Here is a 13,186-nt window from a genome sequence, read left to right on the forward strand (position 1 = left end):
CTTGTGCGTCGTGAGCATCAATCTTCCGCTGCCGCTGCTGGGTGAAATGGCGATTTTCGTCAAGGTTGTCGAGACCGGCAGCTTCTCTGAAGCGGCGCGGCAGATGGGTTCCTCACCCTCGGCGGTCAGTCGCAGTATTTCCCGCTTGGAAAAGGCGTTGGCCACGCGCTTGCTGCAACGCACCACGCGCAAACTGCGCTTGAGCGATGGCGGTGAGGAGGTGTTCAAGCGTTGCCAGGAAATGGTCAGCGCGGCCAGATCGGTGATGGAAATCAGCGGCCAGTTCACCCACGAAGCCGAAGGTCTGGTACGGGTCAGCGTGCCGAAAGCGGTGGGGCGCTTTGTGATTCATCCGCACATGCCGGAGTTTCTGCGCCGCTATCCCAAGGTCGACGTCGAGTTGTTGCTGGAAGATCGGCAGGTCGACTTGATCGATGATCATGTCGATCTGGCGATTCGCATCACTGATCGTCCACCGGCCGGTCTGGTCGGGCGGCAGTTGCTGACCATCGATCATTTGCTTTGCGCCACGCCGCAATACCTGGCCGAACACGGCACGCCGACGCATCCTCACGATTTGCTCAATCACAGTTGTATTTATCTGGGCGAAACGCCGAGCGATGCGCGCTGGAAATTCAAGAAGGGCAGCAAGGCGGTCACGGTCGGTGTGCGTGGGCGCTATGCCGCCAATCACACGGGGGTGCGGTTGGGGGCGGTGTTGCAGCACATCGGGATTGGCAGTCTGCCGTATTTCACGGCGCGTTACGCGTTGGAGCAGAAGTTGATTGTGCAGGTGCTGCCGGACTGGACGTTTCTGGCTTCCTATCATGGTGGGTTGTGGTTGCTGCATTCGCCGACGCGGTATTTGCCGCCGAAGTTGCGGGTGTTTATTGATTATCTGGTGGAGTGTTTGCAGAAGGAGCCGACGTTGGGTAGGCCCGGGAAGTCGGTGGGCGGGGGCAATTTGGCTGTGGCGTATGAGCTGCCGGAGAGTGAGGGGTTGCTTTGAGGTTTTTTGGGGGGGCTTGGCGGCCTTTGGGCCGACCAGGCTCTGGTGGTTTGGGTGAATATCCGTTGCTTCGGTTGTTGCTTCTGGCGGTTTCGCCCTTACGGCGAGTCACTTTTTCAGACGCCAAAAAGTAACCAAAACGCTAGCTCCTGCGTTCGGCCCTCGCAGGCTCGGGTTCCTTCGCTGCGGGACTGATCCGGGCGCAGCGGCTACGGTTTGCTTCGCTGCACCTCCTTCCGCTGTGTACGACTGCGTCGTACGGTCGCTGCGCTCCCACGCCCGGATCAATCCCTCCACTCAGCCTTCCGACGTCGCCGGTGGATCAAGATCAAAAGCGGTACTCGAGCTTGCGCTCATTGTTTTGAGTGGTTAGGAGCGGGAGGTGTCTGGCTTTGGTTTTGTAGTGGATTTTTCCCTCACCCCAGCCCTTTTCCCAAGGAGAGGGAGCCGATTTTTTGGCTTTTCGAAATCTCATTCGACTCGGTAATTCAGGTCGACGTACCTCGTACAAACACCTCACCCTAGCCCTCTCCCTCCGGGAGAGGGGCTTTTGATCTTGAAAAAAAGGCCCGCATGGAATCTCCATGCGGGCCTTTTCAGTAGTGTTCGAATATCAGTGCTTGCTGTCCTGTGCGGACATGGCCAGCAGTTGTTTTTCCTGGTTCCAGTCGAACGGTTCGTCGTTCTGTTCGGCTTCGTAGCGGCGTTCTTCGAGGGCCTGGTAGAGGTCGATTTCTTCGTCGGAGAGGTAATGCAGGCAGTCGCCGGCGAAGAACCACAGCAGGTCGCGTGGGATCAGGTGGGCGATTTGCGGGTAGCGGCTGATGACTTGGGTGAGGATGTCCTGGCCCAGGTATTGGCTTTCGATAGGGTCGATTGGCAGGGAGGCCAGCAGTTCGTCGAAGCGCTCGAGGAACAGGGCATGGCTTTCTTCGGGCACTTGTTCGGCCTCACCTACGGCGACCAGGATACTGCGCAGGTGGTCGAGCAACACGAGATGATCGGCAACGACGTTGGACACGAGATAAGTCCTCAAGAGCAAAACGGGCGCGGGAGTATAAAGCCCTCGCGCCGTTTTTTCACATAAACCGGGATCAGCGGACTTTGCCCGCTGCCTGGGTCAGTTCCTCTTTGTCGAAATCATCGACGTCGATGACCTTGCGGCGGGCCGCTTCGGCGTCGCGCAGGTTTTGCGCTTCGACGGCTTGCAGTACGCCGGCTTCCAGCGCGGCATCGATGGCGTGTTCGCCGGCGGCCGGTTTCACCTGGCCGCTTTTCAACGCGGTGTGCAGTTTCTTGTGCAGCGGTTGCGCGGCGTTGAGCAGGTCACTGGCGTGTTGCAGGGCGCCTACGGCATCGTCCGCCGATTGCGGGCGGTAGCAGCCGGCGAGCAATTCTTCCAGTGCCGGATCGCCTTTGGCGCGACCGATGACCGCAGCGACTTCAGCGCCGAGTTTGTCCGATGGACCTTTGTGACGGCGCCCGAACGGGAAGACGATGACCCGCAGCAGGCAGCCGAATACCTTGTTCGGGAAGTTGCTCAGCAGTTCATCCAGCGCACGCTCCGACTGGCCGAGGCTTTCTTCCATGGCCCAGCGGAACAGCGGCTCCATGTACGCCGGCGAATCCAGGTCGTGATACCGCTTGAGCGCGGCAGAGGCCAGATACAGGTTGCTCAGCACATCGCCGAGGCGTGCCGACAGGCGTTCGCGGCGCTTCAGTTCGCCGCCCAGGAGCATCATGCTGAAGTCGGCGAGCATGGCGAATGCGGCGGCCTGACGGTTCAGCGCGCGGAAGTAGCCCTGACTGATCCTGTCACCCGGCGCATGTTCGAAATGACCCAGGCCAAGGTTCAGCACCAGTGTGCTGGCCGCGTTGCTGACGGCGAAGCCGATGTGTTTGAGCAGCAGACCGTCGAATTCCTTGAGCGCCTGATCCTTGTCCTCGCGACCCGCCAGAGCCATTTCCTTGAGTACGAACGGATGGCAGCGGATCGCGCCCTGACCGAAGATCATCAGGTTGCGCGACAGGATGTTCGCGCCTTCGACGGTGATGAAGATCGGCGCGCCGTTCCAGCTGCGGCCGAGGTAGTTGTTCGGCCCCATGATGATGGCTTTGCCGCCGTGCACATCCATGGCGTGGCTGATGCATTCGCGGCCGCGTTCGGTGAGGTGATATTTGAGGATCGCCGAGAGCACCGATGGTTTTTCGCCGAGATCCACCGCATTGGCGGTGAGCATCCGTGCGGCGTCCATCATCCACGCGTTGCCGCCAATACGCGCCATGGCTTCCTGAATGCCTTCGAAAGCGGAGAGCGGTACGTTGAATTGTTCACGAATTTGCGCGTACTGGCCTGTGACCAGACTGGTGAACTTGGCCGCGCCAGTGCCCACTGCTGGCAGCGAGATCGAACGCCCGACCGACAGGCAGTTCATCAGCATCATCCAGCCTTTGCCGAGCATTTCCTGACCACCGATGAGGTAGTCCAGTGGAATGAACACGTCCTTGCCGGAGTTCGGCCCGTTCATGAACGCGGCGCCCAGCGGCAGGTGACGACGACCGATTTCCACACCTGCGGTATCGGTGGGGATCAGCGCCAGACTGATGCCGAGGTCCTCTTCCTCACCAAGCAGATGATCCGGGTCATAAGCCTTGAATGCCAGGCCAAGCAGAGTCGCGACCGGGCCGAGGGTGATGTAGCGCTTTTCCCAGTTCAGGCGCAGGCCGATAACTTCCTGTCCTTCCCACTGGCCTTTGCAGATGATCCCGGTGTCGGGCATCGCGCCGGCGTCGGAACCGGCCAGCGGGCCGGTGAGGGCGAAGCATGGAATATCGTCGCCACGGGCCAGGCGCGGCAGGTAGTGATTGCGTTGTTCGTCGGTGCCGTAATGCAGCAGCAGCTCAGCCGGGCCGAGGGAATTGGGCACCATCACGGTCGAGGCGAGGTCGCCGCTACGTGTCGCCAGTTTCATTGCCACTTGGGAGTGAGCGTACGCGGAGAAGCCTTTGCCGCCGTATTCCTTGGGAATGATCAGGGCGAAAAAGCCGTGTTCCTTGATGTGCGTCCAAGCCTCGGGCGGCAGGTCCATTGACTGGCCGATCTGCCAGTCGCTGACCATTGCGCAGAGTTCTTCGGTCGGGCCGTCGATGAAGGCCTGTTCCTCTTCGCTCAGTTGCACTTTTGGATAGGACAGCAATTTGTCCCAGTCCGGACGGCCGCTGAACAGCTCGCCGTCCCACCACACGGTGCCGGCGTCGATCGCATCGCGCTCGGTCTGCGACATTGGTGGCAGGGTTTTCTGGAACCAGTTGAACAGCGGCGCGGTGAAGTGCTTGCGGCGCAGGTCAGGCAGCAACAACGGCGCGGCGACCACAGCCAGCAATACCCAAAAGACAAAGAGCAGCCAGCCCGGCGCGTGACTGAAAATCCCCATGGCAACCAGATAGGCCGCAACGATGCCCAACGCGGGCAGCGGGGCGATGCGTCGATGGGCGAGATACGCCACGCCGACGATCAAAACCAGTATCCACAACAACAGCATATTCAGTCCTCCGTGAACCAAGGCAAATCGACCCTCCAGAGCTTAGACGGCATCTGCAAATAAGGGCGGTCAGAGCATGGTGATTGAAATCGTGGGAAACCCCGGATGGTTTTCGTAGGTTCGGTGGGCAACACGTGTGGGAAATCGTTCGTTGCTGCGCAGCTTTGCTTTCAGGTTTGGCCGAAACGTCGTTATCTCTGTGCTCAGGCTGTCGCTAGACTCGTGGCTTACCCAGGAGATTGCCGTCATGCACGAGTATCTGAGCCCCGGCCGCTTCATCGATAGTGACCACCCGGCGGTGGTGGAGTTCGCCGAGCGGCATCGCAGTGCCAGTAATGATCCGCGCGAGCAGGCGATCAGTCTTTATTACGCTGTGCGCGAGGCGGTGCGCTACAACCCGTACACCTTCAGCCGTGATCCGCAAACCCTGTGCGGCAGTTACGCACTGGCAGCGGGGGAGAGCTATTGCGTGCCGAAAGCCACCCTGCTCGCCGGTTGCGCGCGGCATTGCGGGATCCCGGCGCGCATCGGTCTGGCCGACGTACGCAATCATCTGTCGACGCCGCGTCTGCTTGAGTTGCTGAAAAGCGATGTGTTCGCCATGCATGGCTACACCGAGTTGTTTCTCGACGGCCGCTGGGTCAAGGCGACGCCAGCGTTCAACCAGCAACTGTGCGAGTTGTTCAACGTCGCAGCGCTGGAGTTCGACGGGGTCAACGATAGCGTTTTCCATCCGTTCAACCGTGACGGCGCGCAGTTGATGGAGTATCTGCTCGATCACGGCCAGTTCACCGATGTGCCGGAAGCCTTCTTCTTCGAGCACCTGCAAAAGTGCTATCCGCATCTGTTCAGTGAGCAGTTGCCGGTGCTGCTGGGCGACATGCAGAGCGATTTGAGTCGCACCTGATCCGGCGTATGCTGGCCGTCCACTCACTTGCAAAGAGGCGGTCATGCTGAAGATCTGGGGACGGAAAAATTCATCGAACGTCAGAAAGCCCTTGTGGGCTGCCGAAGAGCTGGGCCTGGCGTACGAGGCCATCGATGCCGGCGGCGCGTTCGGTGTGGTCGACACGCCCGAGTACCGCGCGATGAACCCGAATGGCCGGGTGCCGGTGATCGAGGATGACGGTTTCGTGCTGTGGGAGTCCAACGCCATCGTTCGCTATCTGCTGGCCAAACACGCCCCGGACAGCGCCTGGTATCCGGCGGATGCGCAAGCCCGCGCCGCAGCGGACAAGTGGATGGACTGGACCACTTCCAGTTTCGCCGGGCCGTTTCGCACGGTGTTCTGGGGTGTGCTGCGCACGCCTGCCGAGAAGCAGGACTGGAAGGCGATCAACGCCGCGATCAAGGAATGTGATGAATTGCTGAACATGGCCGATCATGCCTTGATCAGCCAGCCTTATCTCTCCGGCAATGATATCGGCATGGGCGACATCCCGCTGGGCAGCTTCATTTATGCCTGGTTCGAAATGCCCATCGAGCGCGCTCCGCAACCGCATCTGCAAGCCTGGTATGAACGTTTGAAGCAGCGTGCGGCCTATCAGAAGGCGGTCATGACCGCGTTGACTTGATAATTACTATCGACACACTTGACTGTACTTGTGCGGCGGCGGCAAGCACCATTGCGAACGTGCGCCGCGGTTGTTTCCCTCGCCGTCCGCCCTTATCTATTCCTTTCCTTCCTTCTTGGTGCGTAAATCCGATATGAGTTCCGCTCTGTCCATCCGGCAGCTAACCAAAACCTACGGCAACGGGTTCCAGGCCTTGAGTGGTATCGATCTGGACGTCGCCGAAGGTGACTTTTTCGCCTTGCTCGGCCCTAACGGTGCCGGCAAATCCACCACCATTGGCATCCTCTCGACCCTGGTCAACAAGACCAGCGGTACCGTGAATATTTTCGGCAATGACCTGGACAAGAACCCGGCGGCGCTCAAGCGCTCGATCGGCGTGGTGCCGCAGGAATTCAACTTCAACCAGTTCGAAAAGACCTTCGACATCGTCGTGACCCAGGCCGGTTACTACGGCATTCCGGCGAAAGTCGCCAAGGAACGCGCCGAGCAGTACCTGACCCAGCTGGGCCTGTGGGACAAGCGCGATGTGCCGTCGCGTTCGCTGTCCGGCGGCATGAAACGTCGTTTGATGATCGCTCGTGCACTGGTGCACGAACCGCGTCTGCTTATTCTTGATGAACCGACTGCGGGCGTCGACATCGAGCTGCGCCGTTCGATGTGGACCTTCCTCACCGAGCTGAACCAGAAAGGCATCACCATAATCCTGACCACGCATTACCTGGAAGAGGCCGAGCAGCTGTGCCGCAACATCGGCATCATCGACCACGGCACCATCGTCGAAAACACCAGCATGAAACAGTTGCTGGGCCAGTTGCACGTGGAAACCTTTTTGCTCGACCTGAAACACGACTTGCACGTTGCGCCGCAATTGCTCGGCTACCCGGCCCGCTTGCTCGACGGCCACACCCTGGAAGTGCAGGTCGACAAATCCATGGGCATCACGGCGCTGTTCACCCAGTTGGCGCAGCAGAACATCGAAGTGCTGAGCCTGCGCAACAAAACCAATCGCCTTGAGGAGTTGTTCGTGTCCCTGGTGGAGAAAAATCTGTCGAAGGTGGCGGTATGAGTTCCGAGTTCGGTCCCAACCTCGTCGCCCTGCAAACCATCGTCTACCGCGAGGTCAAACGCTTCATGCGGATCTGGCCGCAGACGTTGCTGCCGCCGGCGATCACCATGGTTCTGTACTTCGTGATCTTCGGCAACCTGATCGGCCGACAGATCGGCGACATGGGTGGCTTCACCTACATGGAGTACATTGTGCCGGGCCTGATCATGATGTCAGTGATCACCAACTCCTATGGCAACGTGGTCTCGAGCTTTTTCGGCAGCAAGTTCCAGCGCTCGATCGAAGAGCTGATGGTGTCGCCGGTGTCACCGCACACGATCCTGATCGGCTTCACCATTGGTGGGGTATTGCGCGGTCTGGCGGTGGGTCTGATCGTGACGATCCTGTCGCTGTTCTTCACCGATTTGCAGGTGCATCACCTCGGCGTGACCATCCTGGTGGTGGTGCTGACCGCGACAATCTTCTCGCTGCTGGGCTTCATCAACGCGGTGTTTGCGCGCAACTTCGATGATATTTCGATCATTCCGACCTTTGTGCTGACCCCGCTGACTTACCTGGGTGGCGTGTTCTATTCGATCACATTGCTGCCACCGTTCTGGCAGACCGTGTCGCTGGCCAACCCGGTGCTGCACATGGTCAACGCCTTCCGCTACGGCATCCTGGGTGTCTCGGATATCCGCATCGGCATCGCCATTACCTTCATGCTGGTGGCGACTGTGGTGCTGTATCTCGGCTGTGCGCGGTTGCTGGTAAGCGGGCGCGGGATGCGTACCTGATCCCGACCGCGTCGCTTTCTTCGCGAGCAGGCTCGCTCCCACATTGGAATGATGTTCTCTGTGGAAGCGAGCCTGCTCGCGAAGGGGCCAGCCCAGTCACAACAAAAAACGGCCTCCCATCGCGGAGGCCGTTTTGCATTCATTTCTGCCGACTTTGCTTGCGCCGCCGCCATTGCCGCGCCACCCACCAGCGCCAGTACAGCATCACCAGAAAGTAGGCGAGGACGCCCAGCACCAGACCGACGACCACCGAGCCGAGCAAAAACGGCTGCCACAATGTCGACAATTCGCCGCTGATCCATTCCCAGGTCAGCTCGTCCGGCAGATGCCGCGCCGGCACATCCATCAGGAACGCCCCGGCCTGGTAGGTGCAGAAAAACACCGCCGGCATGGTGATCGGATTGGTCAGCCAGACCAGACTCACCGCGATCGGCATATTGCCGCGCACCATCACCGCCAATGCCGCCGCCACCAGCATCTGTGCCGGGATCGGCAGGAATGCCGCAAACAAACCGACCGCCATCGCCCGGGCGACCGAGTGGCGATTGAGGTGCCAGAGGTTCGGGTCATGCAGCAACGTGCCGAGAAAGCGTAAGGATTTGTGTTCCCTGATGCTCGTCGGGTCGGGCATGTAGCGTTTGAATAAGCGCCGGGGCATAAGGCTTCTCGGTCGGTTAAGGCGGCAAGTATGTCTGGATTCTACGAACCGCCCATTCAGACTTTGTGACAATTGTTGACGACGGTGGTGCCGCAGACCCGCTATGCCTAAGGAGGGAACTCTCAAGGACGGGCATATGCGCACAGGGATGATGGCGCTGGCAGTCGGTCTGCTGGCCCCGGTTTTTTTGCCGGCCTTGCCGCCGGTCGGCTTGCTGGTAGTGCTGCCAGTGGTGGCGCTGATGCTGCTGCCGTTTCGCAGCTATCCATTGGCATGTTTGCTGTTTGGCTTTACCTGGGCCTGCGTTAGCGCGCAGTGGGCGCTGAATGACCGCTTGCCACCGAGTCTGGACGGCGAAACCCGTTGGCTCGAAGGGCGTGTGGTCGGCTTGCCGCAGCACGGCGACGGTGTGGTGCGTTTCGAGCTGGCCGATGCGCACTCACGGCACGAGAAACTTCCATCGCTGCTGCGCCTGGCCTGGTATGCCGGGCCGCCGGTCAATAGTGGTGAGCGTTGGCGCCTGGCCGTGAAGTTGAAGCGCCCGGGTGGCTTGCTCAATCCGGACGCCTTCGATTACGACGCGTGGCTGCTGGCACAGCGCATCGGTGCAACCGGGACGATCAAGGATGGCCAGCGTCTGGCTGAGGCCCGGCATGCCTGGCGCGACGGTGTTCGGCAGCGCCTGCTGGCCGTGGATGCGCAAGGGCGAGAGGGGGCGCTGGCGGCGCTGGTGCTTGGCGACGGTTCAGGCCTCAGTCGCGAGGATTGGCAGGTGCTGCAAGATACCGGCACCGTGCATTTGCTGGTGATCTCCGGCCAGCACATCGGTTTGCTGGCGGCGGTGATGTATATGCTGGTCGCCGGGCTGGCGCGGTTCGGAGTCTGGCCGTTGCGCTGGCCATGGTTGCCGTGGGCCTGTGGTCTGGCATTCGCGGCGGCGCTGGGTTACGGCTTGCTCGCCGGTTTCGATGTGCCGGTGCAGCGCGCCTGCGTGATGGTGGCGCTGGTGCTGCTGTGGCGCCTGCGTTTTCGCCATCTCGGCGCATGGTGGCCGTTGCTGCTGGCATTCAATGGCGTGCTGCTGCTTGATCCGCTGGCCAGCTTGCGTCCCGGCTTCTGGCTGTCCTTCGCGGCGGTGGCAGTGTTGATCTTCACTTTCGGCGGGCGGCTGGGCGCTTGGCGGTGGTGGCAGACCTGGACCCGCGCGCAGTGGCTGATCGCGATCGGCTTGTGTCCGGTGTTGCTGGCGCTGAGCTTGCCGATCAGCGTCAGCGGGCCTGTAGCCAATCTGCTGGCGGTACCGTGGGTCAGCCTCGTGGTGTTGCCGCCGGCGTTGCTCGGCACGCTATTGCTGCCCGTGCCTTATGTTGGCGAAGGGCTGCTGTGGCTGGCCGGTGGTTTGATCGACTGGCTGTTTATCGGGCTGGCGCTGATTGCCGGGCAATGGCCGGCGTGGATACCCGCCGCCATTCCATGGTGGGCGTTGGTCCTGGGCAGCCTTGGCGCGTTGTTATTGCTGTTGCCCCGTGGCGTGCCGTTGCGCCCGTTTGGCTGGCCGCTGCTGTTGCTTCTGGTGTTGCCGCCCCGAGAGCGGATGGAGGAAGGCCGAGCCGATGTCTGGCAACTCGATGTTGGCCAGGGCCTGGCCATCCTTGTTCGCACCCGCCATCACACGTTGCTCTACGACGCCGGGCCGCGTTTCGGCGATTTTGATCTCGGCGAGCGGGTGGTGCTGCCAGCGTTACGCAAACTCAATGTGCAAGCGCTCGACCTGATGCTGCTCAGCCATGCCGACGCCGATCACGCTGGCGGCGCCAGGGCGGTTATGCGTGGATTGAATGTGCACCGTGTCGTCAGTGGCGATGCGCCAAACCTGCCGCCGGAGCTGAACGCCGAAGCCTGCGCCAGTGGCGAACAATGGCACTGGGATGGCGTGCAGTTTCAGCTCTGGCAGTGGTCGGCGGCCGATGACAGCAACCAGCGCTCCTGTGTCTTGCAGATCGAGGCCAACGGCGAACGCCTGCTGCTCACCGGCGATATCGACATTCGCGCCGAGCGCGTTCTGCTCGACAGCCCGCTGGCCGTGCCGACGCAGTGGCTGCAATCGCCCCATCACGGCAGCCGCAGTTCATCATCGATGGCCCTGCTCAAAGCCTTGCAGCCCGAAGCGGTGCTGATCTCCCGTGGCCACGGCAACTCCTTCGGTCATCCGCATCCAACCGTGCTGGCGCGATACCGCAAGCAAGGTCTGCGCATCTACGACAGCGCCGAGCACGGTGCCATTCATCTGCTACTGGGCAGCTTCAAGCCGCCGTGGACGATGCGTCAACAGCGGCGTTTCTGGCGCGATCCACCGGTGGCTGGCCGTTGATCCGTGCCAGCATGGGTGCCACCTCACGGTCGTCGGGGCGGCGACTCTTAATCGCGAATCGGTATGGTAAAGTGGCGCACTTTTTCGAGGGGACTGTCACTGTGTGGGAATTGGTCAAATCCGGCGGCTGGATGATGTTGCCGATCATTCTGAGTTCCATCGCGGCCATGGCGATCGTCGCCGAGCGCCTGTGGACACTGCGCGCCAGTCGCGTCACCCCCGAGCATCTGCTGGGTCAGGTCTGGGTCTGGATTAAGGACAAGCAGCTCAACAAGGAAAAACTCAAGGAACTGCGCGCCAACTCTCCGCTGGGGGAAATCCTCGCCGCAGGCCTGGCCAATTCCAAGCATGGTCGCGAGATCATGAAAGAGTGCATCGAAGAGGCCGCCGCGCGGGTCATTCATGAACTCGAACGCTACATCAACGCCCTCGGCACCATCGCCGCCATGGCGCCGCTGCTCGGCCTGCTCGGCACAGTGCTGGGCATGATCGACATTTTCAGTGCCTTCACCGGGTCCGGCATGACTACCAATGCTTCGGTACTGGCCGGCGGTATTTCCAAAGCGCTGATCACTACCGCAGCGGGCCTGATGGTCGGGATTCCAGCGGTGTTCTTCCACCGCTTCCTGCAACGCCGCATCGACGAGCTGGTGGTCGGCATGGAGCAGGAAGCAATCAAACTGGTGGAAGTGGTGCAGGGCGACCGTGATGTCGATCTGGCCGAGGGCAAAGCGTGAAATTCCGTCGCAAGCCCCGGGAAACCGTAGACATCAACCTCGCGTCGCTGATCGACGTGGTGTTTATCCTGCTGCTGTTTTTCGTGGTCACTACCACCTTCACCCGCGAAACCCAGTTGCGCGTGGATCTGCCGGAAGCGGTGAGCGGTTCGCCTGCCGAAGATCAGCAGGTCAAACAGCTGGACGTCGCGATCAGTGCCGAAGGCGTGTTCTCGGTGAACAACAAGATTCTGCCGAAGAATGACCTGCCGACGCTGATGGAAGCCATGCAGAAAGAATCCAATGGCGACACCAGCATGCCGTTGTCGATCAGTGCCGACGGCAAGGCCCAGCATCAATCGGTGATCACCGCCATGGACGCGGCCGGCAAGCTCGGTTTCAGCCATCTGCGCATGACCACGGTCGAGGCGGCGCCGAAATCCTGATGAGCCTGTCTGATCGCCTGCTCGCCGCGTGGTATCAGGGGCATCCGGCCCTGACGCTGCTGCGGCCGCTGGAAATGCTGTATCGCCGCGTGGTGATCAACAAGCGTCAGCGCTTTCTCGACGGCGAAGGTGAAATCTACCAATCGCCGGTGCCGTTGATCGTCGTCGGCAATATCACCGTTGGCGGTACCGGCAAGACGCCGATGATTCTCTGGCTGATCGAACATTGCCGACGCCGTGGACTGCGCGTTGGAGTTGTCAGTCGCGGTTACGGCGCCAAGCCGCCGCAATTGCCATGGCGGGTTGAGGCCGAGCACAGCGCCGAGATTGCCGGTGACGAGCCGTTGCTGATCGTCCAGCGCACCGGCGTGCCGCTGATGATCGATCCCGATCGAAGCGCCGCCGTCAAAGCCTTGATTGCCAGTGAGCCACTGGACCTGATTCTGTCTGACGACGGCATGCAGCATTATCGTCTGGCGCGGGATCTGGAACTGGTGCTGATCGACGCGGCCCGGGGGCTGGGCAACCAGCGCTGTCTACCGGCCGGGCCGTTGCGGGAGCCGGTCGAGCGCTTGCAAAGCGTCGATGGCGTGCTGTTCAACGGCGCCCTTGTTGATCGCGACGATGGTTTCGCCTTTCGCCTGCAACCTACGGCGCTGGTCAATTTGCGCAGCGGCGAACGTCAGTCGCTCGAGCATTTTCCGCCCGGGCAAGCGCTGCATGCGGTGGCCGGCATCGGCAATCCGCAACGTTTCTTCAATACCCTTGAAGCGCTAGACTGGCGCCCGGTTCCGCATGCTTTTGCCGACCACGCCGAGTACAGCCTGCAGGCGTTGAATTTCACCCCGTCATTGCCGTTGGTGATGACCGAAAAGGACGCGGTGAAGTGCCGTGCCTTTGCCGCTGCCGATTGGTGGTATCTGGCGGTCGATGCCGTGCCGTCGCCAGCCTTTTTGGCCTGGTTCGATACTCAGCTGATGCGCCTGTTGCCGGATCGTCTGCTGCCTTAACTCTTTTATTTCTGGGAA

The 13,186-nt window shown here is 60.9% G+C and carries 12 protein-coding genes; 9 read left to right on the forward strand and 3 right to left on the reverse strand.

Annotated elements, in window-relative coordinates:
* Positions 1-10 precede the first annotated feature (10 nt).
* Entirely contained in the window at positions 11-1,009 is a 999-nt protein-coding gene (locus ACMYUN_RS22395; RefSeq protein ID WP_039764152.1) for a LysR family transcriptional regulator, read from the forward strand.
* A gap of 613 nt (positions 1,010-1,622) precedes the next feature.
* Here the strand turns inward: ACMYUN_RS22395 and ACMYUN_RS22400 are convergent.
* Together ACMYUN_RS22400 and ACMYUN_RS22405 are read right to left on the reverse strand one after the other, a co-directional pair.
* Entirely contained in the window at positions 1,623-2,030 is a 408-nt protein-coding gene (locus ACMYUN_RS22400) for a PA2817 family protein (protein WP_039760212.1), read from the reverse strand.
* A gap of 73 nt (positions 2,031-2,103) precedes the next feature.
* On the reverse strand, positions 2,104-4,551 hold the full coding sequence (locus ACMYUN_RS22405) for an acyl-CoA dehydrogenase (RefSeq protein ID WP_415761797.1): 2,448 nt from the start codon (positions 4,549-4,551) through the stop codon (positions 2,104-2,106).
* A gap of 247 nt (positions 4,552-4,798) precedes the next feature.
* Between ACMYUN_RS22405 and ACMYUN_RS22410 the strand changes: the two genes are divergently transcribed.
* The 4 genes from ACMYUN_RS22410 (at position 4,799) to ACMYUN_RS22425 (ending at position 7,967) form a co-directional block, all read left to right on the forward strand.
* A complete protein-coding gene (locus tag ACMYUN_RS22410; protein WP_415761798.1) occupies positions 4,799-5,458 on the forward strand; it encodes a transglutaminase-like domain-containing protein in 660 nt (219 codons plus the stop codon).
* Positions 5,459-5,501: 43 nt separating this feature from the next.
* The gene (locus ACMYUN_RS22415) at positions 5,502-6,125 is read left to right on the forward strand and encodes a glutathione S-transferase family protein (RefSeq protein ID WP_123443610.1); all 624 of its coding nucleotides are present in this window, start codon (positions 5,502-5,504) and stop codon (positions 6,123-6,125) included.
* A gap of 133 nt (positions 6,126-6,258) precedes the next feature.
* Positions 6,259-7,191, forward strand: coding sequence for an ABC transporter ATP-binding protein (locus ACMYUN_RS22420; RefSeq protein WP_095181611.1), 933 nt, complete (start codon positions 6,259-6,261; stop codon positions 7,189-7,191).
* Complete coding sequence (locus ACMYUN_RS22425; protein ID WP_039760202.1) at positions 7,188-7,967, forward strand: ABC transporter permease; 780 nt, start codon at positions 7,188-7,190, stop codon at positions 7,965-7,967. The genes ACMYUN_RS22420 and ACMYUN_RS22425 overlap by 4 nt, the downstream gene beginning before the upstream one ends.
* Before the next feature lie 139 nt (positions 7,968-8,106).
* Here the strand turns inward: ACMYUN_RS22425 and ACMYUN_RS22430 are convergent, their stop codons facing one another.
* Positions 8,107-8,625: a DUF2062 domain-containing protein gene (locus tag ACMYUN_RS22430; RefSeq protein WP_039760200.1), complete on the reverse strand. Its 519-nt coding sequence runs from the start codon at positions 8,623-8,625 to the stop codon at positions 8,107-8,109.
* 136 nt (positions 8,626-8,761) lie between these two features.
* Here ACMYUN_RS22430 and ACMYUN_RS22435 point away from each other — a divergent pair, with 136 nt between their 5' ends.
* The 4 genes from ACMYUN_RS22435 (at position 8,762) to lpxK (ending at position 13,168) form a co-directional block, all read left to right on the forward strand.
* On the forward strand, positions 8,762-10,996 hold the full coding sequence (locus tag ACMYUN_RS22435) for a DNA internalization-related competence protein ComEC/Rec2 (protein ID WP_415761799.1): 2,235 nt from the start codon (positions 8,762-8,764) through the stop codon (positions 10,994-10,996).
* Between the two features lie 101 nt (positions 10,997-11,097).
* Positions 11,098-11,733, forward strand: coding sequence for a MotA/TolQ/ExbB proton channel family protein (locus ACMYUN_RS22440; RefSeq protein ID WP_016771007.1), 636 nt, complete (start codon positions 11,098-11,100; stop codon positions 11,731-11,733).
* Positions 11,730-12,158, forward strand: coding sequence for an ExbD/TolR family protein (locus tag ACMYUN_RS22445; protein ID WP_039760196.1), 429 nt, complete (start codon positions 11,730-11,732; stop codon positions 12,156-12,158). Before ACMYUN_RS22440 ends, ACMYUN_RS22445 begins: the two co-directional genes overlap by 4 nt.
* Positions 12,158-13,168, forward strand: a complete 1,011-nt coding sequence (lpxK, locus tag ACMYUN_RS22450; protein WP_415761800.1) for a tetraacyldisaccharide 4'-kinase — start codon at positions 12,158-12,160, stop codon at positions 13,166-13,168. Before ACMYUN_RS22445 ends, lpxK begins: the two co-directional genes overlap by 1 nt.
* The last annotated feature ends 18 nt before the right edge of the window (positions 13,169-13,186 follow it).

The organism is Pseudomonas sp. CP4 (genome assembly GCF_047758505.1).
Classification (GTDB): domain Bacteria; phylum Pseudomonadota; class Gammaproteobacteria; order Pseudomonadales; family Pseudomonadaceae; genus Aquipseudomonas; species Aquipseudomonas fluorescens_AO.

Coding starts and splice junctions, on each gene's coding strand:
- ACMYUN_RS22405 (WP_415761797.1), bottom strand. CDS start 4,551: ATGCTGTTGTTGTGGATACTGGTTTTGATCGTCGGCGTGGCGTATCTC.
- ACMYUN_RS22410 (WP_415761798.1), top strand. CDS start 4,799: ATGCACGAGTATCTGAGCCCCGGCCGCTTCATCGATAGTGACCACCCG.
- ACMYUN_RS22415 (WP_123443610.1), top strand. CDS start 5,502: ATGCTGAAGATCTGGGGACGGAAAAATTCATCGAACGTCAGAAAGCCC.
- ACMYUN_RS22420 (WP_095181611.1), top strand. CDS start 6,259: ATGAGTTCCGCTCTGTCCATCCGGCAGCTAACCAAAACCTACGGCAAC.
- ACMYUN_RS22425 (WP_039760202.1), top strand. CDS start 7,188: ATGAGTTCCGAGTTCGGTCCCAACCTCGTCGCCCTGCAAACCATCGTC.
- ACMYUN_RS22430 (WP_039760200.1), bottom strand. CDS start 8,625: ATGCCCCGGCGCTTATTCAAACGCTACATGCCCGACCCGACGAGCATC.
- ACMYUN_RS22435 (WP_415761799.1), top strand. CDS start 8,762: ATGCGCACAGGGATGATGGCGCTGGCAGTCGGTCTGCTGGCCCCGGTT.
- lpxK (WP_415761800.1), top strand. CDS start 12,158: ATGAGCCTGTCTGATCGCCTGCTCGCCGCGTGGTATCAGGGGCATCCG.